We start from the raw sequence: 21,385 nt of genomic DNA, 5'->3' as shown, positions 1-21,385 counted from the left end.
AGCGCGATGCTGATTTCTGTAGACGATGGTTCGGAACGACAAGAATCGCTTTGGGATATCATTGACAGCCTCGAAACATACCCTGATGACTTCAGTTTCGGCAAGGACATCGATGATGCGCAGCAAACACTGTTTGCACAAGGCGTCAGCGAGAGTGAATGTTGCGAGGCATTTCTAAAGTGGGCGTCGCGTCATCAGCCATGCCTCTTCGGCCGCCTGGGCGCCAAAGAGTCCAAGGGTGTAGCGTACGACATCTGCTGGTTGAGTAGCCGCGATATTGAGGCCGGAGACGCGCACGTCAGCCTGAAGATCCAAGCTGCGCGGCGGGTATGGAAAGACCGTGCAGCAGAGGGACTGGCAAGCGGCTTCTTGATCATGTTCGAACACTGGCGGCTGGCTAGAGCCAAACCAAGTCCCCGGCTTCTGGAGGCGTGCCAACGCGCATCCGAACTGTATATCGTGGAACACGCCCCCCTGCAGCGCGACACCATCTACACCGAAGCAATTCCTTTCAAGCGGGACGGCGCATATGGCGTATTCAAAGCGGGCATCAACGTCTTCTACCCTGGAGCGCACCGCACCTTGAATCACGATAGACGTGTGCCGGGCGGGCTCTTGATCTCCGTAAATTCGCCGGGCCACTTGGCAAACTCCCTCGTGCTTCGAGGAATCCAGCCCTCGTTGCACGAGGCGGTTCAATGGATATACGACATTGCAATGTTCTCGGTCGGAAATGGCGGGATCGGTCACAAGGGCACTCCAAGCAATAGCTGGCACAACACAACCACTGATCAAGAGGCGCTTGCCAAAAGATGCCCCCTAAGCCATAGGCCCGCGTACATCCCGGAGAGCTATTCCGGCCGAGTTTACTCTGCAACATATCACACCGATGTTCTTCTGCCCACTGACGTGACGATCAATGGAGAAATTGACCCCGACTTCAAAAAACATGAGATCTGGCCATGGCTTGTCATTGATTACATCTCTGAGGGCGAGATGTCGTCGGATCACATCAATTATGGGCTATTTCACCCCCATCCAATACTACCCGAGGCGAAGTATCACAACCCTTGGGCGCCACGCATTGCCCATAACTCGCCATTGTTTGAATACTAACCCAATTTCAGCAGGAAGTCTTATTCTTATGGAATTATCGAAGATCATCTCAATCTCAGATAAATACCCGTGTTCGGTGTCATTAGAACCTATTTTTGGGTTGGCAAGTTCCAGACATTTTCGATGTTGTTAAGGAAGGTCTGCACTACCCCCGTCAAAGCGCGAGTTGATGCGTGTGGATTCTATGGACAATCTGGGTTGAAAAGTGGAGGGAAAAACGCCCCCAGGCGTCTGTTTGGACTTGATTTCTGAGCCATTTCTGCCGCATCTGCATCATCTTAAAGCAGCACCCCGCCGCTGGTCTAGAATCCGTCGCCGCAACGACATTTGTTCAGCGATTCCTAGCGATGGGGCTCATCGTTGGAGCCGTCGGCCTAGTTCGATTGGAAAGGCACATGGAGTCAACCTATCTCCCCCTCACCGCCTCGACTTGGCCTAGCTTCGAGACAGTCATGGGCTGCGATCAAGGTGGAAACGGAGGTTGCTGGTGTACTTGGTGGCGTCTTGCACGCGGGGAATGGGAGCGTCAGGGGCGCGCTGGTCGGAAATCGTACTTTCGCCATATCGTGGAGAACGGGCAGCCTACCGGCATCATCGGTCTCAGGGATGGCTCGCCATATGGCTGGTGCGCCGTCGCCCCTGTCCAAGACTACCCCGTCATCGGCCGGTCACCGGTCGCAAGACCATCGCTGCGTGATGGCGACTGGTTCATTTCATGTTTCTTCGTCGAAGCGCGCTATCGCCGCAGCGGTGCGTTGCTTGACTTGCTGACGCACGCGATCGACTTCGCGCAGAGCCACGGCGCTTTAGCCATCGAGGCTTGCCCGAGGGACTCGCCAGCGGGAAGTGGCATAAGCGACTTGTTTGTTGGCAAGACGTCGGTGTTCCTTGGGTTGGGATTCGTCGAAGTTCATCGACAGCGGCATGACCGCCCACTGTTACGCCTGGAGCTTTAGCATCTCGCGCGCTGGGCGCTCCAGAACCGACAGCACGGCTTATGTGCAACTGCGCCGTCCATGGCGCACCGTGGCTGAGCACGCCCGCAGACACTTCGTTACTGCATGACAAACATGAGCGCTTCAACCGCCCTACGGCCGGACAATGTCGAAGCCGCCGCTGGTCATTTACATGCATTCATGATGTATGTATAATTCCTAGCAGGAGGATTAATCAATGGGCGGAAATGTCTCAACGGCCGACAGAAGGCTTGCCAATTTACTCGGGGCTTTCGCATGCGCCCTTGGTGATGAGGTGGAGCGGAAAGCTGAGCAGTCAACGCAGCGATCTGTAGCCTCGACGATCGCACTGATTCAACTGGAACCTCAAAGAGGCGGCTCTCTGGCAGAACTGCAGTCTGCGCTTGGCCTAACTCAACCGAGTGTCACACGGATCGTCCAGAAATTGCGAGATGACGGTCTGGTCGATGTTGTTCGCCAAGGCGCTGATGGGCGCGTTATTCACATCAATCTGACAACTCGTGGGCTTGAATCGCGTACGCAGGCACTCAAAGGTCGCGAGTCCGCAATTTTGCCGTTAATTGCAGCGTTAGATCAACAGCAGCATCAGGCGGTGCAGACCCTTATAGAACGGGCGCTCACAGTCCTGACGCCCGACCGAGCGGCCTCCGATCGAGCATGCCGGTTCTGCGATCTGGGCGTCTGCCCCCAAGAAAGGTGCCCGGCAGAGCCGAACTCCCGCCGTTGATCACCCGAGTTGCTGGTTCGTCCGAGAGGAATCTCGTTGTTCAACGCTTGAAGGCCAGGATCTCAATGACTCTTTCTGTTTCTGCATCCAAGTGGGTGGGCATTTTTTTGACCGTTCTTGCAACCCTGTGCTGGGGGAGCGGTACCGTGCTGACCAAATATGCACTTTCGCGTTCTACCGGCGGATTGGCATTTTTTCTTGTTCAGTTGCTCGCTGCTCTATTGTTCCTGGCTCCTATTGCACTCCTTCGGCGTCGACGGAGCACGCGGGAGTTCCGTCATGCATGGCTTGGATTCCTAGAGCCAGGCCTCGCTTATGCTCTCGGCGTTTTGGGGCTCAAATCAGCGACGGCAACACAGGGAGTTCTCATCCAAGCATTGGAAAGCTTCATGATCCTCGCAGTGGCGTTCATTTTGTTCGGCAAGAAAGTCAAAATCAATGCCATTGCATTTGGCCTCATCGCAATTCTGGGTGTCCTTTTTGTCAACGCGAATTCCCTTGATGCCTCCCTTGTCTTCGATGCAAATTTCGGACAGGTTCTGATTTTCATGGGTACACTTGCTGCAGCGGTCTATGTCGTGTTGTCTGGTCGCTTGGTGGATGAGACGGTGGATCCGCTGCTGTTAGTGTTCTGGCAGCTGCTTGCTGCAACTGCCGTTGTTGGTCTGCTGGTCATCGTCCTCCGCCAACCATTCAGCGCAGCGTTGTTCCATCCCAGCGTGATTATTTCCGGACTTTTGACGTACGCATTGGCCTTTGTGCTTTATCTTCAAGGGATGAAAACTGTCGAGTTACATACCTCTGCGTTTTTACTGTGCTTGACCCCGATATTTGGCGTCGGTCTCTCCGCGGCCTTTTTGCACGAACCCATCACCGGTTTCACGTTTGCCGGGGCTGCGCTAATAGTGGGCTCGCTCCTTCTTTTGACCCGATATGCTTGAATTGGCGGTGAGGCTGATTGGTCATCATCACGCTGCTGTAGCGTGACGATGGGTCAAGTCTCCTGTACCGGCAAGCAATCCCTCGACAGAAATGTCTTCATCGAGTTCTTCCCAATGCAGGCCGCGCGTACTGTGGGTGTAACGGGCTCGCTGCGCCGGGGTTGCATGCAGCAGACGTGGAAACCAGGCCAAGGGGACGCCAAGCACCCTCCCATCGGAGAGCTGCACCTGCATGCTGTCGTCGTTGAAAGCGATGGATTGCGCTCTAACTAGAATGTTCATCCCAGGCCCTTTCAATGTCAGTGACGTGGCTTTCAATCACTTGAACGAGTTCACGCAAGGTCTTGGCATCAAACCCATCATTGTACGCAACGCGCACGGGGTGGAGCCAGAATTTCGCGTCGATGCCGTCCTTGAGAGTATGGATGTGAACCGGCTTGGATGTGAACCGGCTCGCGCGGATTCCCTTCATTCGAGAAGAACAAGAAGCGAAATCTCTTGTGGCAAAAGACGACTGGCATGTCAGGATGCTATCCCAATTTTTTCGCCAACTTCTTCGCCTCTATGTGTGTGTACCGCTTGAGCATTTCCAGGGTCTTGTGTCCTGTCATGCTCGCCACGTCCATGATGCCCAGGCCCTACTCGAACAGGCGCGACGTGGCTTCGTGGCGCAGGTCATGGAAGCGCAAATCTGCCAGGAAGGCCGAATCCGGCCTTTTCGCAGTCGTTCGCATAGCGCAGTCCGTCCTGAACAATGCGTCCGTCAGGCAGCCTGCCAGAGCCGATCGATGCTGCGTGCCGCCACTAGGTCCTGCGCGGCGAAGCCCACCGATTTGAACACCGTACGTCTCTGCACGGAGGGTGAGGCGTCCGCACACAAGTCGAAGGCGTCGCGCAGGTCGGCGGATGCGGTGTCGCCGTGCAGCGCCAGATAGCGCTGAATTTCACTAGACTCCTCCAAGCAGGCCGCGCGGCAGTCGAGGTAGATGGTCGCGTCGTGGAACACCGACGAATCCAGCTCTTCGGCGCCTGGGCGCGAAGCGCCGATGGCATTGACATGTGCATGCGGTGCCAGCATGTCGCCGAACAGGATAGGGCTTATGGCGCCACTGACAGAACAAACGATGTTGGCGTCGGCCACGGCACTAGCGGCCGCGTCGCAGCCTTCGACCACGCAGCCGGCGGGCACATTGCGCCGGGACCAAGCTAGCAGGCACTCGCGACTTTCGGCACTGCGCGACCACACCCGCACCAGGCGTAAAGGGCGGATTGCCAGCATGGCCACCAAGTGCGCGCGCGCTTGGTCGCCGGCCCCGAGCAGCGCCAGCGTCTCTGCCTTAGGTGCGGCCAGCCGGTCTGTGACGAAGGCGGACATGGCGGCGGTACGCAATTCGGTGATGGTGCTGGCGTCGAATGCCGCTTGAACCATGCCGCTGTCTGGGTCAAAGATCGTGACCACGCCGTTGTGCGACGGCATGTCTTTGGTTCTAGCCTTGGCGACGACGATGTTCTTCACCCCGAAGCCGCGATTCTCACCGAAGGCGATGTAACCTGGCATCTGGCCGATGAAGCCTGTAGGGGATTCGTACACTTGGCGCGGGTAGAACACAAAGTGGCCTTCACCCAACAGCGCGAACGCGTCGCGCGCCGCCCAAAGCGCCCGTTGCGGCGTGAACACGCGTCGGATTTCCTCGTCGCAGTAAAACCGCATTACAACGTCACCGCTGAACGGTACGCGTCCTTGGCGCGCAGGCGAGGGCCACGGGTGAATACCGACCATAGCATGCGGATCGGTCGGGTGGCGGAAATAAAGTTTAGCCCGTAGGCATCGGCCGCCTTGGCAGTGGTCAGCGCGGCATGAACTTCGTCGTTGACCACAGCGAGCGCAGAGGCGCTGGTCGACAACCGGTTGACAATCTCCTTGATGCCGAAGTCCTCTGGCAGTAGTTGGTAGATCAACGGTGTCGGGGCTGGGTGGGTGGCAATCACCAAGTCGCTGGGCAGGGCAGCTTCCTTCTTGCAGGCGATGCCATACAGGGGGGTGTCGAATACGAAGGCCGCCGCTAGGTTAAGCCGACTGTCCATGTAGAAATCGTTGACGTGGGCGTAGGCGTTCGCCACCAACAACAGGCCATCGCTGGAGACCAGCAACCGGTCGAGCGCGCCTTCGTAGGATTCACTCAGCCAGACCGAGCCTTCGTCACACAGTGAGTATTGCCGCATGTAGCCGATCAGGTGACTGGCGGCGGCTTCGCTGCTAGTGCCCTGCGGCCCTAGCGTGAAGACGTTGGCCGACCCGACATGGCCCAGATTTATGTTTTGCATAAGACAATCTCCGTGTCAGTAGACCGGGGTGATCCAGTCGGAGTGGCGATCGAATCCGCCGCGTACGGCGGTCTGGTATTGCTCCAACAGTGCGCAGGCGGTCGGGCCGGGCTGACCATCGCCGATCTGATAGCCGTCGATGGCCACCACGGCAGCTATCTCACGCCCGGTGCCGGTGAGGAAGCACTCGTCGGCGCTGTACAGATCGGTAAGAGTGATGTCGCGCACCTCGATGAACAGATCGGTGTGCTCGGCGGCCAAGCGGCATACGGTGTCGCGGGTGATGCCTTCCAGGATGTGAGCAGTGGATGGTGGCGTGAGCAAGCGCCGGCCTTTGCGGATGAACACGTTGGTGGTGGTCGCCTCGGCCACGTTGCCCAGCACGTTGAGCAGGATCGCGTCGTCGCAGCCGGCGCTGTGCGCGGCCTCCATCGCCAAGGCAGAGTTGGCGTACAGACCGGTGACCTTGGCGCGCGCCGGGATACAGTAGTCGGGCACTCGCCGCCACGCCGGCACGCAACAGCGCATCGCGCCGATGGCGGGCGGGCTAGGCATCGGCAGGCAATTGATGGCGAAACCGTCGCTGACACCGTGCAGCTTCACACCGAAACCGGCGCCCGGCAGTAGTGCTTTCTTGAATGCCAATGGCCGTATGTAGCAGTCCTCTTTGCATTCATTGCGGCGCAGCACCGCTAGCACTGCGTCGCGCAGCGCGGCCAGGTCGGGCAGCGAATCGATCTTCAGCAGGCGGGCCGAGGCCTGCAGCCGCCTCAGGTGGTCGTCAAGCCGGAACACGGCAAGCGCGCCAGCGTAGGCGCGGTAGGCACGAATGCCCTCGAATACCCCGGTGCCATAGTTGAAGGCCTGGGTTGTCAGCGGCAAGCTGACGTCGCCGGCCGGGAGCAACTCGCCGTCGAGGTAGACCCAACCATAGTGGCGCGGCGCGGTGGTGGCGCTCATCTCAAGCTCCGCGGTTGGCAAAACTATTTAGCGCGGCTAGGCGTTCGTGGTCGTCGGCCGTGCGCTGATCGTGCACCCGCGCCGCCTTCCAGCTGACCATCGCCGACGTGCCGGTAATCGCGTCAGTCTCGCCGACCTCGATGCGCACCGGCACGCCCAGTGCATCCCGCATGTGACGCCCGGCACACTCGGTATCTAGCACTAGAGTGCCCGGTGCGTGGTTCGCCACCACCACGGCGATGCGGTCAGTGCCATCGTGTCGCTCAATGGCGATCTGATAATCGAGGCATCCATCCAAGTGTTCCAGTAGCGCGGCCTCAATGTCGTATGCGCAGACGTTGTGGCCGTTCAGGATTAGGCGATCACGTACTCGGCCAATCGGTGTCAACTGCCATGTGTGGTCGAGTTGGCGCCTCACCCTCATCATGTCGCCAGTGCGGTAGCGCACCAGCGGTTTTTGCCCGGGATAGAGATGAGTGATGATCAGCTCGCCTGTGTATTCCTCATGATGGCGGGCCACTTCGATGGGGGTACCGGTATCAGGGTCGAGCAGTTCATACACGTTGTTGAGGGGCAACGTGTAGAGCTGGTGATCAGGCCGAGCCACCGCCATGATCGACGCCTCCTGCGAAGCGTACATGCAGTTGTAGACCGCTGCGCCCCACACCGAGCCCAAGTTGCGCAACAGTTGCGGCGTGCTTAGCTCGCCCAGCGTGAACAGTACGCGGACGCTTGTATGGTTCGGATCCTTCCCTTGCGCTAGGAAGTGCTTGGCTAGCGAGATCGCCACCGCAGGGGTGCACACCAGCGCGGTAATCTTCAGTTCCTCGATCAACGTCGCCGCGCGCTGGTTGCCAATCACTGGCGAGCGCGGCCACATCTTGACCATAGGGAAATCCAGACTGCGCATCACGTCTTCGAAGGTGTCGCCGGTGGAGTGCACCTCGGTCGGGCCCATCACGCCGACAATGTGCCCGACGCCGTGTTGCTTCAAAATCTGTCCGTAGCGTAGGATTAGCGGCGTGTTGTTATAGATTGAGTCGATCTCGCTGCGCGGACATGGGGTGGCCTTGCCGGTAGTGCCCGTGGTCTCGTAGTACACCCACGCCTTGCCCAGCGGCGCTGACACCATGTCCCAACCGCGCTCACGTAGGTGATCCTTGGTGGTGAACGGCAGCTTTTCGAGTCCGACGCGTTGGCCCTGCGCGCTGGCGGCCAGCACCTGTTCGCCAAGATGCTGGCGATAAAAGGCTGAGTGCTCGCACACGTATTGCAGTACCTGTTCCAGCCGGAGCTCGCGGCGCGCGCGCAGATCGGTTTCAGAAAGGGTTTGCTGCTCGAACTGGACGTGTTCGTTGTAGACAGAGCGCGCCAAGTTGAGCGCGTCTTCCTTGAAGATGGCGTACATGTCGGTTCCTATTTGAAAAGCACCAGACTGCCGGTTAGCTTGTTGATCAGCTTGCGGGGTCCGACCAGCCCCAGCGCGACTAGCTTCAGCCGCTCGTTGTCGGTGTTGGATAATTTCTCCGTGTATTCGTCGTAGGTCTTGCAGGATTGCGCTAGGGCGCTGAACGGCATCAGGTAGACGCCAGTCTCAGCTAGGCCCTTCTGGTGGATGGCCGAAATGGATTGGGCATCGGCGGAAAGCACTGGCAGCGGCGAATAGACTACGCCGGGATAGCAGACCTCGTCCCTGCTATAGCGATCGGGGCCAACGATGCCGTCGATCTCGCGGCCAAAGTTGATACCGATCACACTGACCGCGTTGGCTGCCAGCCCGACCGGCAGTTCGCAGTCGACAATGATGGCGCACTTGTGCTCGGCGGCATCGAATTTCATTCCAAACCTCCACTTGATTGGCGAGCGAGTTGTTGATGTTCGAGGGGGCGGTTCGCCTTGTGGTCCATGGCGCTGACGATGTACACACCCACCACCACGATCAGACCTCCCAAGATCTGGATCGGCGACGGCCGTTCGCCAAGCGTCACCACCGCGATCACCATGCCAAACAGCGGCACCAAGTTGAGGATGTTGACGGCAGTAGACGACGACACGTACTTGACCCCAGCGTTGTAGAGTAGGAAGGCCAAGATCGAGCACGAAAGGCACAGGTAGAGCAGCAGGCCCACGTCGAGCGCGCCGAGAGTCCTCCAGGCGTGCGCCTCGATCGGGCAGGCGAGCGTGAAGGCGACGGCGCCGGCGATGGTCTGGTAGCAGGTAGCGCTGAGCGGGTCCAATCTGCTGGCGGTGGTACTGATCAGCAGACTGTAAGTGGCCCAAACTACACCACCCAGCAGCAGGATCAGCACGCCCCAGTTGCGCAGCGCCGACGTCGACTGGCTGCCGTAAGCCGCGATCAGGTAGACGCCAACACACGCTAAGATCATCCCGCTCACCTCGGCCAAGCCCGCCCTTTTGCCGCGGAACAACACCTCACCGATCAGCGTGATCACCGGGTACGAAGCGATGATCAGCGTGGCGTCGCTGGCGGTGGCAAACTCCACGCCCACGTTCTCCAGCGCGAAGTAGACGAAGATGCCGACGAACCCCGCCGCCAACGAGTGCTTTATGTCTTGACCACGTCGTGCTGGCCCCTTGCGCCAGCGCATCAGGGCGTAGAGGATCAGTGCCGCTAGCGAAAAGCGGATCGCGCCGATGGTCAACGGTGGCACCGTGGCAAGCAGCAGCTTAGTCACCGAGAACGACGTGCTCCAGAAGAATGCGGCGATGCAGATGAACAGCACGCCCTTTTTCTTGTCGTGCATGCCTGTCAACACCCGACTCTCAATAGCTCATGGATGCCTAGCCGGGTGGTCGTGCCCGCATCCATATCTATGTCAATCACCTGCCAGGTAGCGATCTCGCGCCATAGCACCACGCCTTCCATGTGATCGGCATGAACCAAATAGCTTTGAAGCGCCGCCTGATCTTTGAACAGGCCGGCGATGATGAAGTCGGCCGCAACGTCGCGTCGCGAAATATCCCGGCCGGTCAACCAAGTCAAGATCTCCTTAATGTGTGCCGGATGGTCCTTGCTCTTGGCCTCCGCGCCCACCGCGATAGGGGATTGCCATGAAAAACCGCCTTTGAACTTGAACAGCACCAAGTGCAGAATCATTGCCCACCCTTTCCGCGCGGCATGCTGCCGCACTGGTCTGCTGAACCTGCGCCGGGGATCCCGTCACGATCCACATCCAATTGGCATCTATCCCTGGAGACGTATTGAACTTGCGCCAATACGGACGCGTAACTGTCAGATCTAACAGGCCATCATTGTTGCCCAGTCGCGGGTTTCGGGGCGCGAGGCGGTGACGAGTACGGTGAGATCGGTGAGCTGCCGCGCCAGCTGGATGGCGATGGAGCCAACCCCGCCGGCGCCGCCGATGATGAGGATCGCAGGTGCCAAGCCGGGCACCGCGCGGCGCAGGTCCAGGCGGTCGAACAGCGCTTCCCAGGCGGCGATAGCGGTCAGTGGCAACACCGCGGCCTGCGCGAAATCGAGGCTGCTCGGCACGTGACCGGCGCTGGCGGCGTTGAAAGCGTAGCGCGCAGCACGATCTTGAGCATGATGCGCGGGTCGTAGGCGCTGTCAGTCCCGTACAGTTCGAGGAAGCTCAAAAAGCTTAGGTCCATGTCAACGCAACCGGCAGCAGCCCAAGCCGCGATTCCCATGGTCCTGCGGTAGTCGATTGGACTGCGAGTACACGATGATGTAATTCGGATGCGCGACAAGCTCGCCGACAACAGCATTGAAATGACATAGACCCAAAAGGGGCAAGATTGGAAAGAGACGAGCGCCTGTTCATCGAAGGAACGGTGGGCAGAGCCAAACAGCTTGTGAGGCAGCATATCTGGGCGGGCGTCGACGAGGCGCGGCTGGAGGCCTGGTTCAGTCAATTCGAAACGCGGCAAGCATCCCTGCTCGGAGCGTGCCTGCTCGATGGCTTCATCTTCCGCAGCCGAGTCCAGGTTGAAGCGATGCTGTACGGCGTGCTCTGCCGGCCTGAGCTTGTGGGGCCGACTGGCGATAGCGATCAGGCCGTGGTGGAGGCTCTCAAGGGCCGCAGCGAAGCCGGCATTCGTCTCGCGCCTGTGATTCGCCTGCAGGATCCTCCGATCAAAAGCGGCACGTACGTGCTTAGACGCCTATTCAAGCTTCTGAGGCTGAATCAGAAGTGGGCGACCTGGCCACAGAACCTGCTGCACACCCCAGACCTGAAAATGATCATCTTCGTGGATGACTTCTGCGGCAGCGGTCAACAATTCTCCGACTTCGCAGTGTTCGTTAGTCTTGAGCAGCTGATGGCCGCCAACCCGAACTGCCGATTCATCTATCTGACCGTGGCGGCGCATGAGGATGGCATCGACCACGTTCACAAAAAGTATCCGCGTGTCGAGTTCATCGCTGGCGAGATCCTCGGCGCAGGTCATCACTTCTTCGAGGGCGAGAACTTGCGAAACTTTAAAGTCGATGGGCTCGTCGAGCGGCTGCGAGCCGACTACGACCGCATCGCCAGGGAGGTCGGATTCGGGCTCGGCAAGGTTCCGGCACTCGGCTTCGAGGAGCAAGCGCTGTGTTACGCGTTCGATCACGGAACGCCGAACAACACGCTACCTATTTTTTGGAATCAAAGAGACCAATGGTCTTCGCTGGTGGATCGATGAGCACGACCAATCTCGCTGCGCAAGCATTTGCGAAGAATCGGGCTGAGGAACTTGGCTTCGACCTGTGGGGCGAGTTTGTCGTCCCCCTTTACTATGACCGACTGGCGCTGGACGAAGTCCGAAAACCATTGATTTTTGAGGGCGGTCGCGGCTGTGGCAAAACAACGCTGCTTCGATACCTATCGCACGCGACTCAGCTCAGTCCGAACCGAGAGATGACGCCGGAGACGTTGCCCAAGCAGATTGGGCTCTACCTGCGGGCAGACACCCAGCACTTGAGAACGTTCCGCGGCGAGGCATTGTCGGAGGACGATTGGCACCGGGCTTTCGAGCACGATTTGTGTCTGTCGATCGCTACGGAACTCCTCAGTGCATTGCAGTTGCTGAGTTCGAACGCGCAGCGACGTCAGACGTTTCCCGGCGTCGATGCTCTTGACTTCACGGCATGGCGGGACTTCGACGCGTCGGCACCGACGACTCTCGCGGCTTTGATCCGGCACATCCGCTCTGCCCGAAACAAGTTCAGCATGTGGCTGAACAACCAGGATGGAGATCAGCCGCGACCCACGTTCTTGCCGCTGCGTCCTGCATTGCTCGAACTGATCAGCGTTGTTCGCGAACAGCTCGAATTCATGCGCGACCGTGTGTTCTTCGTCTTCATCGACGAATACGAGAACCTCCTGGAGTACCAGATGCGTGCCGTCAACACGCGCCTTAAGCATTCCGAAGCACCGCTCATCTTCCACATCGCCACCAAGCGCAACGGCATGGTCACGCGACAGACGCTCAGCGCGGAGCAGTTGCAAGAGCGTGATGACTTCCGTACATGTGACATTGAGGAATGGGCTAAGGCCGATTTCTCGCTGTTCGCGGCCGAGCTTTTCTGTTCTCGGCTACAACGCAAGGGCATCGCGGTTGGACCTCAGGCGATCGAGGCGGGTATCTTGCTGTCGTTGACGGGCATCAAGACGCGCCTGGACGATCAAGCCTATCGACGCGAGACGCTGGAGACGGCGCGCAAGATCTTGCCGGGACTGAACAACGAGAACGCGGCGCGACACGTTCTGCAGGACAAGAGCTTAAGCGGTCGTCTGCGCGACAACATCAGCACAGGGCTCAAGCTGTCAGACGCGCCGTATCAACCCGATGACTTCATCCGGCAGGACTTGGCGCAAGAGGCGCTTTGTGTGCCGGCCTTATTGCATCAGGGCAAGAAGCCCAAGGATCTCCTTACAGAGCTCGATAAGAAGGCAACGAAGAAGACGAATCAGTTTGACACGGCCAACTGGACGCACAACTACTTCAGTGCGTCCATGTATCTGTTGTTTCTTCCGTTGCCCACGCCGTGCGTGCTCTATGCCGGCTTCGATGCTTTTTTGAAACTCTCCAAGGGCAACACACGGCACTTCCTGGAGTTATGCCATCTGTCGCTGCAAGGCACGGATGTGATCGACGGCCAAGTGCAGTCCGTCGACATCAAGACCCAAGCTATGGCTGCACGCGATGCGAGTGCCTTGTTCGTGAAGGAGACACAAGGCTCGGGCGACTTCGGCAATCGGCTCTTTCACGTGGTCAATACACTCGGGCAGGTCTTCCGGCTCTCGCATGCACGCCCTTCGCAGAGTGAGGCCGAGCGAACGCATTTCGCCATCAGCGGCGGGGATCTGAAGCCTGATGCACAGAAGCTTCTGTCCGAGTGTTTGAAGTGGTCGGTACTCTTCGTCGCACCCGAGACCAAGGTCAAGGGCGCACGACTGGAGACCATGGACTACATATTCAACCCGATCTATGCGCCGTACTTCGGAATCTCGTTCAACAAGGGGCGCAAGCTGGAGCTTCCCGCGTCCTCTGTTGAGACCCTGATGACGGGGCGCCACGAAGAGATGAATGCGCTGGTCAAGTCGTATCAGAAGGCTTGGAAGTTGGATGGCGACGGCGATCAGTACTCGCTGTTCTCGCAGGCCTGACCGCCATGAAGATTAAAACGCTTTCTTCGGTCGGGCGCGAACACGAGTTCGGTGGCATGCTGTGGAAGCTTGCTTATCACGGGAGCGCGATCGACCAGCGGTCTCGCGCTGCCATTGAGATGACCAAGGCAACCTCTTCGTCGACCGTGCTGATGCAGTACCTCACCGAGCAGCCGGATCGGCTGTACGTTGATGGCAAGCTTGTTGGCAATTCCACTGTCATGGAGCAAATGCGGCGCGCCGACAAGGTGCTCCTCGAGACCACTTCCCTGGGGTTCGTCGAGGTGCTGCAGCTGCTCAAACACGCCAAGGCCGCTGGCCTCGTCGGCGTGGACTGTCTGTACGTCGAACCGTTTGAATACACCAAGGATCGTTACCTCAACTCGTCGTGGGCACGGGAATATTCGCTGAGCGAAAGCCGCCAACTTGAGTCGGTGCGCGGATTCACCACGCCGCCTGAGCTATCTAAGCACGACGCGCGCCTGGTTGCATTTCTCGGCTACGAAGCCTCCCGGCTAGCCGGCGCTTGCGAGCAGAACGATGCAATCGTTGGTTGGAAGCGCTACGCAGTCTTCGGCGTACCAGGGTATGCGCCCGGCTGGGAGATGAACGCGATGGCCAACAACATCGACACGCTGGCGCAACGCGAATTCGAGTCGGTCCGCTACTGTGCTGCGTCAAGCGTCAGTGGCGCCTACGACCTGTTGGAGGCCATCCATCAGGAGGGCCGAGCCGATCAGCCGCACACTGTGGTGGCGCCCTTTGGCACCAAGCCGCACGGCATCGCCTGCGCGTTGTTCCTGGTCGGGCATTCGAGCTATCAGGCCTCTTCGTTGATCTACGACCACCCGGAGCGCAGCACAGGCCGCTCGTCCGAAGTCCGGCGATGGCACATGTATCGCGTCCAGTTCTGAGACGCGCGAACCACCTGGCGAATTCAGTTCGAGAAGATCGGCATCTGCAGGAGTTCTCGCTTGGTGATGACGGAAGCGCAGACACCCTTGGTCACGCTCTCCAGCCACATCGGAAACGCGGGGTGCTGGAAAGAGCGGGCGACTCGGTCACGCACGGGCTCGGGGGCACGGATGCGTAGAACGTGATCGGTAATGGGGGCAATGCCGCCGGCCACGATCACGGGCTCCCAGCGCACGCGCGAGCCCGTGCGGCTTAACAGGATGTCTCCGGCCTCCGCGAGGACGTCGTCATGGAAGCTCCGGCCGATCCGATCCGGCAAATGGATCGTCGAGCCCTGGTGCCGGGACAGGTCTGTCGTGTGGAGGACGCGATGCTGTCGGCGATCGGCGTCGGCCTTACAGTACCGGCCCCGCGTCACGTCCACGCCCATCTGTTCGAGCGTGGGCGCTCCAGTTCGATGCAAATCGATGGCGCACCAGAAGCCGGCATCGAGGCGCTGACCGGGTTCAACGGGGCCACGGTAGACGCGGGTTAGTCCATCGGTCGGGCTGAAGCGATCGATCGCGACGTGGCGACCTCCTGCGCGTGAAGCATCGATGGCCAGGAGAACCGTCGAGGCTTCGGTATCGCGGTAGCGCATGTCGTCGATGGTCACGACGCGCTGCACGCGGAAATTGCTCAGAAGACTGCGGCGGTATGGCTCGTAGAGGAGCCCTGCCGCGATCGGCGAGGGCATCAACATCACGACGAGACCTCCGCGCTGACGCGCCTCCACCAGCGCACGCGAGAGAAACGACATCTCCAATCGCCGCACGCCGTGGCGAGACCGCACATCGGAAAACGCGAGCTCCTGCCAGCGCGCATGCTCACCGTTGGGGTCGACTGGCAGGAAGGGCGGATTGCCCAGTATTACAAGCTGACTACGTTGCAGATGCTTCCAACGGGGTAGCGGAAATTCGAGGCCGTCGGCATGCCTCAGCTGGATCGGAACGTCGGCCGCACGGGCTTGTTCGAGGCGATATGAATCGCAGTCGATGCCCAGTAGGGTGACGGGGCTCTTTCGCGCCTGAAGCACGCGAAGCAGTGCGCCGTCACCGACGGCCAAGTCAATCGCCACACGCACGGTCGACGGGACAAATCGTGCCACGAGCTTGGCGATCGTCGCGGGCGTCATGTGCTGCCCAAGCGCATCGTTGAACTTGTCGTTACGGCTCATGTTTTGATAATATCAACAACATGAGCAGAACGCAAAGGCCCGTCGAAGCGGCCCAACAGATTTCGAGTCGACTATTGTCGTTGCTGACCGACGATCTCAACATGACACTGTCGGACGCATCGCGCGCGATGGGCTACGCGACGCCGGCGACGCTGCAGTCCGTTAAGAAAGGCAGGACGCTCCCTGATGCGGCGCGGCTAGGAGCGTTCGCGACAAAGTTCGCCCAGGAGACGGGCCGCGAGATCAACCTCCACTGGCTATTAACCGGAAGGGACGGACCCTTCTTGGGAGAACCGCGACCCAGGCGAACGGCATCCAAGTTAGATATCGATATTATAAATACTGCGATGAAACTTGATGTGGCGGCGAAGCGCGCGCTCTTGGTGCTTCTGACCGCGCGCGAGACGTAAACGCGAAGCCTGCTGGGGCTGCTGCAATCGGCAGCCCGGCATCATTGGGCGCGACCGAACAAGTGTCAACAAGACCATTCAGAGGGTTGGGGTCACGCTGCCCTTGTCGACCCTACCCAATGCCGCCTGCGCGCTTCGACCAGCGAGGCTATGCATTCAACAAGAGTGGTTACTACGAAATCAGCGCCGTCGATCACGATTTGCGCCCAGCCTACCCGCGGTCAAGTCTCCTCGGCGCTGATTCCACGCAGGATGTGCCGATTAGACTTCGCCCATGCCCGAACCGACCTACCGCATCCGTCGCATCTACTCGCGCAAGGTCAAGGGCATCACGCAGGCGGCGCAGGGCACTCTCGACGCCATCCTCAAATTCGATAGCGACGAGTCGCCGCACTGCGTCTACAACGAGATCGTGGCCCTGCGCTTGGCGCAGACGCTCCACATCCCCATCGCGGACGGCGCGCTGACCCTGACGCCGGACGGCCAGACCTACGCCAGCCTGGAATTGGAGGCATCGGGCCTGCAACTACCTGACGTGGCCACGTCCCGGCTTGACGATGCGGCCCGCCTCTACCCGGACGAGGTGGCCGCCCTCATAGCGTTCGACATCTTCATCGGCAACTTCGACCGCGGCCGTAATCTCAAGGCCGTGCTGCAGACCCCGCATGTGCGCCTGTTTCGCGGCTTCGACCACAGCCATGCGCTGCTGTCAGTCAAGGGCACGCCAGAGGATAGCCTGCGCGCCCTGGCGAGCGAGGCGCTGCTCCTGCACTTTCATCCCTTCTTCGGGCGGGTGACGCATGGGCTCCTCAATGCCTGGGCAGCGCGCATCGCCATGTCTCCCGACTTCCTCATCCGCGAATGCTGCGTCCAGGGCAAAGCCTTCCGCGCTGTCACGCCCGAATTGCAGCGGAGCCTGGCCGAATCGCTGATCTGGCGGGCCAAGGCGCTTCCTGCGATCATCACTGCGCACCGCACACCCATCGGAGCCAGGCCATGATGCTGCACTGTCGTACCGTTCAGTTCGTCGCAAATGCTGCCCGCATGGAAGGGCGCAATGTCGCCGTGTTCGCCGCCAGTGCGGACGGCCTGGTGCAGGTGCGCGCGCTTGGTGACGGAGAGCAGGGTTTCGACCCCATGATGCTGCGCAATTTGCCAGGCTTCTCGGACGATGCCGCCTGGGTGTTCCGGGAATGGCACGGCTGGTTCCACGACCTTGCACAGTCCGAATCCTGGCCGTCCCTCAACGCGGAACTGGACCGACTGGAGTTGCGGGGTGTGAGCGTGATCGTCACGCCGGAGCAGGTCTTCGACACGCGAGCCGATCAGGCGGAGCAGGCCGTGGACGAAGTCGCTGAACTCCTGCTCGGCAAGCCGCGCCGCCCCCGGGATCGCAGTTTTGATGAGCAGATCGACGCCGTGCTCCTGCAAAGCGAGATCCGCTTCCGCCCAGGCTTCCTCGAGGATGCGCGGATCGATCTGGAATCCAGCGCCGGGCAGACGCTCACCCTGCGCTTTCCCTACTTCGTCGACACGGCCAAACGCGTGGGCATCATGGTGGTGCGCCCTGACAAAAAGGGCATCGTCCCGCCGCGATCAGCGGGCCACGCCATCTACACCTTCGACAAGGCTGTCCAAGCGGGCGTCCTGACACGCGAGCACTGCGTGTGCCTGACGGGCGCGCTGCACGAAGGTCAGGCTGTCGCTGCCGATCTGGCGCGGTCATGCGTCCTGCTGGACGTGAGCGACCGGGGCACTCCTGACGCCCTCAGTCGTCTCGTCCCCACCTGACAGCGCCCAGGCGTACCGGCGCTTGTCCAGCGGGGAGAGCGCCTTGATCTGGCGTTCGGCCTGCGCCGCGCTGCGATGGTCGGGGTAAGTCTTGACCGCGAGGATGCGCAGCGGACGGTGCAACCGGGTGTAGAGCGCCCCACGACCGGCCAGGTGGTCGGCGTAGCGAGCGTCAACGTCCTTGGCAATGCCGACGTAGATGCCGCCGCCCGTGCAGTCGAGGAGGTAGAGGTGCCAAATTCCCATTCAGCAGCTATCTGTCCCCATTCGCCGCGCTCAGCGCAGACTCCAGATCATCAGATCGCCGTCGTAAGTTGCGACCGCAAACAGGGGAGCCGCCGGGTCGGCGATGATGGTCGTCACAGGGGATTCGACATGCAGCGTATCGACGATCTTGAATGTCGCGGGATCGATCAAGGTGATCCGACCGGTGATTCCCTCGTAACCTACGGCCAGATAGCGATCGTTGAATGTGTATGCCAAGCCGCTGACAAAGCCGGCCTTCTCATCCAACCCATCCAACGGCGAAGCCTCCATTGCTCCGGTTTGCGCGTTCCACAGTCGAACGGAAGCTCTTTGCGGCTGCGCACCGTAGTGATTGACGCTTCCGTTCAGTGTACTTGTTGCGAATTGGGCACCGTGATGACTCATTGCGAATTGCATAAGCATGGTCGATCGGTACGCGAGCCATGATTTCGCAGACACAAGTCGAAAGTTTGAGGGGGACTCGTTTCGCAAATCGATCATGAAAATCTTCCCTGGATCCTGGGCCGTTTGCGCAACGATCCAATCGCTGACCGGTGAATGACTACCGGGAACGAGTGCAAAACGAATGGGGCCGCTGATCTTCGGGAAAGCCTGGTGGATCTTGATGTGTTGAATCGGCTTCCAGGACCCGGCTTGGTAAAAGGCGACCCGGTTATCGACGATGGAACCATTCAGCCCGACCGCCAATACTTTGGAATCTGGAGTAAAAGACAAGTCAGAGCAGGAGAGTGGCGCTCCATCCCCCTTGCTCCAGGGAATCTCTCCAATCATTTTCCAGGTTCGGGTGTCCCAGATCATGGCATTCGCCGTCCATGCATCCGTACATGCGGCAAAAAATCGGCCATCAGGGCTCCAGGCCATGGCAGAGGACTCTTCGTAGGTTCCTTGCGGACTCAAAGTAACCACTTTGTCGCCAGTCGTCACATCCCAGATTTCGATCGGGCCAACCCACTCACTGTTCGTTTGACTGATTGGCTGTCCATTCACGGCCACCGGCCTTGCATTGGATGTGATGGCAATCCATCGTCCATTTGGACTCCACTGCGCGAAATTCCCTGGGATCACGCCGCGAATGGTTCGATAAGGCTTGGCGACATCTCCAGATGGTTGAATGCCGAGTTCGGCTGCGATCACGCTGGGTTCGTAAAAATCAGGCCGAATGCCAAGGATCCCTAGCCAGTCCAGCGGCGAGGCCAGGCAAGCCCGTGCGGCCCATAAAAAAGCAATGATGCCCAGTACGAAGGATTTCTTGTTCATGGATGACTCACCAAGATGTTGGGCGCTCACGCCGCCCGCGCCTCACTCTCCACCTCATCCACCAGCCGCGGGTCGATCAGGCTCAGGTACTTGATCGCCGTGTTCTTGGTGAGGCCGAAAGCGTTCATCAGCACCTTGGGTAGCCGGGCGCCGTTGCGGTAGGCGTTGTAGATGGCCGAAGAATACAGTTGCTCGGCGGTCACGCCGGCCTTGCGCAGCCAGTAGGTCACGGCGGACGTGGTGATGTGCTCCCCGTAGCGCCGCCCTGGAAACAGGAAGGGATTGGTCTGCGCATCGTCGAGCGGCATGATTGCCTTGCGCAGGTATAGCCAGCGGCGCAGCACCGCGCTCACATTCGGGTCCAGCGTGATTTCGGTTTTCGCCAGGGCGATGCGGTAGCGCCCGTCACGGCCTTCGGTCAGGTCGGAGAGGTGCAGCGCCACGGCCTTGTTCGCGGTCTGGGCGTAGAGCATCATCAGCAGGCCGATCAAGGCTTCCCTCAACGTGTCATCAGACGGATTCAACCAGGCTTTGAGCAGGGCAAGGTAGTGTTCCCGGCTCAGGAACACGCCTTCGGGAAGGTCCTGCCGCACGGTGACGACCTTGAGCCGGGTGAACAGCTTTTCCCGGCGATTGAGATGCCGCACGAAGGCCCGGATGTTGTCTTTCGATCCAGGGTGCAGCGCTTGGAACGTATCGAGGTGGTTGGGGGTGATCTGCTGCACCATGCGGACACCTTGCTCGTTGGTCATCTGGCAGAACGTGATAGCCGAACGCAGGTATTGCGTGACCGTGCGGAGTTTCAGGCGTGAATCCTTGCCTTTCCAGCCCCGGTCGCTGTAGCGGGCGTGCAGGGCCAGCAGGTTGTCGTGAAACCGCTGCAGGACCGGCGCATACCACTGGCCCGAGGCTTCGGTCAGCATTTCAGTCTGGCGCATCCGCTCGGCCGTGTCATCCAGCAGAACGCGCGTCATGTCGGGAACGGCATGGCATTTCACGAGGAAGCCGTAGGGCATGGCGAAGCGCCGCAGGCCATCACGCCCACCCACGGTTCTGAGCAGGGCTTCCGGGGTGATCTCCGCCGGGCGACCAAACTCCGCATCCAGCCGCGCGAAGAGCACGAAGTAGCGCTCAAGACGCAGAATCGCACGATCCGGCGGCATGTGCTCAAGCAAATCCTTGCCAAACGCCTGCCAGGCCTCCTTGACCCAGGCCTGCCGCAAGAGGATGGCGCTCAATGCGACCTTCTTGGTCAGACGCTCGCGGTTGTAGCAGTCGATGCACCGTGCGCTGCTGAAACGGTGGCCCTCATGCCCGCATTGCGGGCATACGAAGGGCTTGCCACCCGATTGAAAGCAGCCCTTGCACACCAGCCTGCCGTCGGCGAGTTGTCCCCCCGGGGGGCTGAACTTCCAGCAGACTGCGCAACAAGCATACCCGCGACTCTTCGACCAGCAGCCCGTGCAAACCCGCCTGCTGCCCTCTGGGGTGTCAATGCTGTTGAGGAACAGATCCATCTGACCGCACTGCTCGCACGCCTGAGGCTCCTTGTAGTCCCGATAGCAATGCCGGCAGACGGCTCCGTCACTGGTCATCAGGCTGGCGCGCGGCAGGGGATCGCCGCATTTGGCACACAGTCGACCCTTCGTGCGGCAGGACCGGCAGAAGGGTGCTCCATCGTCGTTGCGCTTGCGCGTGTTGCCGCCGCACTGAATGCAAGGCAGCAGGGGAACCCTGCCGGTGCATGACAGGCACAGGCTCTTGCCGTCCAGCACGAGGGATGCCCTCGGCATGCGACGGCCGCACTGGTCACAAAGTGTCTTGGCAACGCTGGGCATGCCGGTCTTAGCC

23 protein-coding genes and 2 pseudogenes are annotated in these 21,385 nt (G+C 59.9%); 10 read left to right on the top strand and 15 right to left on the bottom strand.

Annotated elements, in window-relative coordinates:
• Positions 1–6 precede the first annotated feature (6 nt).
• The 4 genes from AC1ZQA_RS01445 to AC1ZQA_RS01430 all read left to right on the top strand — a co-directional run bounded on the left by AC1ZQA_RS01445 (position 7) and on the right by AC1ZQA_RS01430 (position 3,761).
• Positions 7–1,116 (top strand): hypothetical protein, encoded by a 1,110-nt coding sequence (locus AC1ZQA_RS01445; RefSeq protein WP_482678069.1) that lies wholly within the window; start codon positions 7–9, stop codon positions 1,114–1,116.
• 347 nt (positions 1,117–1,463) lie between these two features.
• A complete protein-coding gene (locus AC1ZQA_RS01440) occupies positions 1,464–2,072 on the top strand; it encodes a GNAT family N-acetyltransferase (RefSeq protein ID WP_482678068.1) in 609 nt (202 codons plus the stop codon).
• A 217-nt stretch (positions 2,073–2,289) separates the two neighbouring features.
• Positions 2,290–2,820 (top strand): MarR family winged helix-turn-helix transcriptional regulator, encoded by a 531-nt coding sequence (locus tag AC1ZQA_RS01435; protein ID WP_482678067.1) that lies wholly within the window; start codon positions 2,290–2,292, stop codon positions 2,818–2,820.
• Between the two features lie 65 nt (positions 2,821–2,885).
• Complete coding sequence (locus AC1ZQA_RS01430; RefSeq protein WP_482678066.1) at positions 2,886–3,761, top strand: DMT family transporter; 876 nt, start codon at positions 2,886–2,888, stop codon at positions 3,759–3,761.
• Positions 3,762–3,788: 27 nt separating this feature from the next.
• Here AC1ZQA_RS01430 and AC1ZQA_RS01425 read toward each other — a convergent pair whose 3' ends face one another.
• The 11 genes and pseudogenes from AC1ZQA_RS01425 to AC1ZQA_RS01375 all read right to left on the bottom strand — a co-directional run.
• Positions 3,789–4,043: a DUF2442 domain-containing protein gene (locus tag AC1ZQA_RS01425; RefSeq protein ID WP_482678065.1), complete on the bottom strand. Its 255-nt coding sequence runs from the start codon at positions 4,041–4,043 to the stop codon at positions 3,789–3,791.
• Positions 4,027–4,233: a DUF4160 domain-containing protein gene (locus AC1ZQA_RS01420; RefSeq protein WP_482678064.1), complete on the bottom strand. Its 207-nt coding sequence runs from the start codon at positions 4,231–4,233 to the stop codon at positions 4,027–4,029. Before AC1ZQA_RS01420 ends, AC1ZQA_RS01425 begins: the two co-directional genes overlap by 17 nt.
• Positions 4,234–4,291: 58 nt before the next feature.
• A pseudogene (locus AC1ZQA_RS01415) lies at positions 4,292–4,480 on the bottom strand (tyrosine-type recombinase/integrase); the annotation flags it as partial.
• 44 nt (positions 4,481–4,524) lie between these two features.
• On the bottom strand, positions 4,525–5,439 hold the full coding sequence (locus AC1ZQA_RS01410; RefSeq protein ID WP_482678063.1) for an ornithine cyclodeaminase family protein: 915 nt from the start codon (positions 5,437–5,439) through the stop codon (positions 4,525–4,527).
• Positions 5,440–5,471: 32 nt separating this feature from the next.
• Positions 5,472–6,086 (bottom strand): hypothetical protein, encoded by a 615-nt coding sequence (locus tag AC1ZQA_RS01405; protein ID WP_482678062.1) that lies wholly within the window; start codon positions 6,084–6,086, stop codon positions 5,472–5,474.
• 15 nt (positions 6,087–6,101) lie between these two features.
• A complete protein-coding gene (locus AC1ZQA_RS01400; RefSeq protein WP_482678061.1) occupies positions 6,102–7,046 on the bottom strand; it encodes an aminotransferase class IV in 945 nt (314 codons plus the stop codon).
• A 1-nt stretch (position 7,047) separates the two neighbouring features.
• Positions 7,048–8,454 carry a phenylacetate--CoA ligase family protein gene (locus AC1ZQA_RS01395; protein WP_482678060.1) on the bottom strand — a complete coding sequence of 469 codons (1,407 nt, stop codon included), beginning with the start codon at positions 8,452–8,454 and terminating at the stop codon, positions 7,048–7,050.
• Between the two features lie 8 nt (positions 8,455–8,462).
• A complete protein-coding gene (locus tag AC1ZQA_RS01390; RefSeq protein ID WP_482678059.1) occupies positions 8,463–8,885 on the bottom strand; it encodes a DUF2000 domain-containing protein in 423 nt (140 codons plus the stop codon).
• Positions 8,882–9,811 (bottom strand): DMT family transporter, encoded by a 930-nt coding sequence (locus AC1ZQA_RS01385; protein WP_482678058.1) that lies wholly within the window; start codon positions 9,809–9,811, stop codon positions 8,882–8,884. The genes AC1ZQA_RS01390 and AC1ZQA_RS01385 overlap by 4 nt, the downstream gene beginning before the upstream one ends.
• 5 nt (positions 9,812–9,816) lie before the next feature.
• Positions 9,817–10,164, bottom strand: a complete 348-nt coding sequence (locus tag AC1ZQA_RS01380) for a Dabb family protein (RefSeq protein ID WP_482678057.1) — start codon at positions 10,162–10,164, stop codon at positions 9,817–9,819.
• 159 nt (positions 10,165–10,323) lie between these two features.
• Positions 10,324–10,566: pseudogene (locus AC1ZQA_RS01375) on the bottom strand (zinc-binding alcohol dehydrogenase family protein); the annotation flags it as partial.
• Between the two features lie 260 nt (positions 10,567–10,826).
• Between AC1ZQA_RS01375 and AC1ZQA_RS01370 the strand changes: the two are divergent.
• From AC1ZQA_RS01370 to AC1ZQA_RS01360, 3 genes are read left to right on the top strand one after another with little or no spacing between them, the layout of a single operon-like run.
• Positions 10,827–11,711 (top strand): phosphoribosyltransferase-like protein, encoded by an 885-nt coding sequence (locus AC1ZQA_RS01370; RefSeq protein WP_482678056.1) that lies wholly within the window; start codon positions 10,827–10,829, stop codon positions 11,709–11,711.
• Positions 11,708–13,678 (top strand): ORC-CDC6 family AAA ATPase, encoded by a 1,971-nt coding sequence (locus tag AC1ZQA_RS01365; protein ID WP_482678055.1) that lies wholly within the window; start codon positions 11,708–11,710, stop codon positions 13,676–13,678. The genes AC1ZQA_RS01370 and AC1ZQA_RS01365 overlap by 4 nt, the downstream gene beginning before the upstream one ends.
• Before the next feature lie 5 nt (positions 13,679–13,683).
• A complete protein-coding gene (locus tag AC1ZQA_RS01360) occupies positions 13,684–14,592 on the top strand; it encodes a hypothetical protein (protein WP_482678054.1) in 909 nt (302 codons plus the stop codon).
• Between the two features lie 23 nt (positions 14,593–14,615).
• On the opposite strand, the gene AC1ZQA_RS01355 is transcribed toward AC1ZQA_RS01360, so the two are convergent.
• The gene (locus AC1ZQA_RS01355) at positions 14,616–15,809 is read right to left on the bottom strand and encodes a class I SAM-dependent methyltransferase (protein WP_482678053.1); all 1,194 of its coding nucleotides are present in this window, start codon (positions 15,807–15,809) and stop codon (positions 14,616–14,618) included.
• 20 nt (positions 15,810–15,829) lie between these two features.
• Here AC1ZQA_RS01355 and AC1ZQA_RS01350 point away from each other — a divergent pair, with 20 nt between their 5' ends.
• From AC1ZQA_RS01350 to AC1ZQA_RS01340, 3 genes are all read left to right on the top strand, one after another.
• A complete protein-coding gene (locus AC1ZQA_RS01350) occupies positions 15,830–16,219 on the top strand; it encodes a hypothetical protein (RefSeq protein ID WP_482678052.1) in 390 nt (129 codons plus the stop codon).
• Between the two features lie 274 nt (positions 16,220–16,493).
• Positions 16,494–17,219 carry a hypothetical protein gene (locus AC1ZQA_RS01345; RefSeq protein ID WP_482678051.1) on the top strand — a complete coding sequence of 242 codons (726 nt, stop codon included), beginning with the start codon at positions 16,494–16,496 and terminating at the stop codon, positions 17,217–17,219.
• 65 nt (positions 17,220–17,284) lie between these two features.
• A complete protein-coding gene (locus tag AC1ZQA_RS01340; protein WP_482678050.1) occupies positions 17,285–18,010 on the top strand; it encodes a hypothetical protein in 726 nt (241 codons plus the stop codon).
• Here AC1ZQA_RS01340 and AC1ZQA_RS01335 read toward each other — a convergent pair.
• From AC1ZQA_RS01335 to AC1ZQA_RS01325, 3 genes are read right to left on the bottom strand one after another with little or no spacing between them, the layout of a single operon-like run.
• Complete coding sequence (locus tag AC1ZQA_RS01335) at positions 17,942–18,256, bottom strand: GIY-YIG nuclease family protein (protein ID WP_482678049.1); 315 nt, start codon at positions 18,254–18,256, stop codon at positions 17,942–17,944. The genes AC1ZQA_RS01340 and AC1ZQA_RS01335 overlap by 69 nt on opposite strands.
• A gap of 30 nt (positions 18,257–18,286) precedes the next feature.
• Positions 18,287–19,534, bottom strand: coding sequence for a WD40 repeat domain-containing protein (locus AC1ZQA_RS01330; protein ID WP_482678048.1), 1,248 nt, complete (start codon positions 19,532–19,534; stop codon positions 18,287–18,289).
• Positions 19,535–19,560: 26 nt separating this feature from the next.
• Positions 19,561–21,372: a hypothetical protein gene (locus tag AC1ZQA_RS01325; protein ID WP_482678047.1), complete on the bottom strand. Its 1,812-nt coding sequence runs from the start codon at positions 21,370–21,372 to the stop codon at positions 19,561–19,563.
• Between the last annotated feature and the right edge of the window lie 13 nt (positions 21,373–21,385).

The sequence above is a fragment of the Thiomonas sp. DCM-2 genome, from assembly GCF_056820905.1.
Note: the sequence above shows the minus strand (reverse complement) of the source record. Positions and strands in the feature narration are given on the sequence as shown.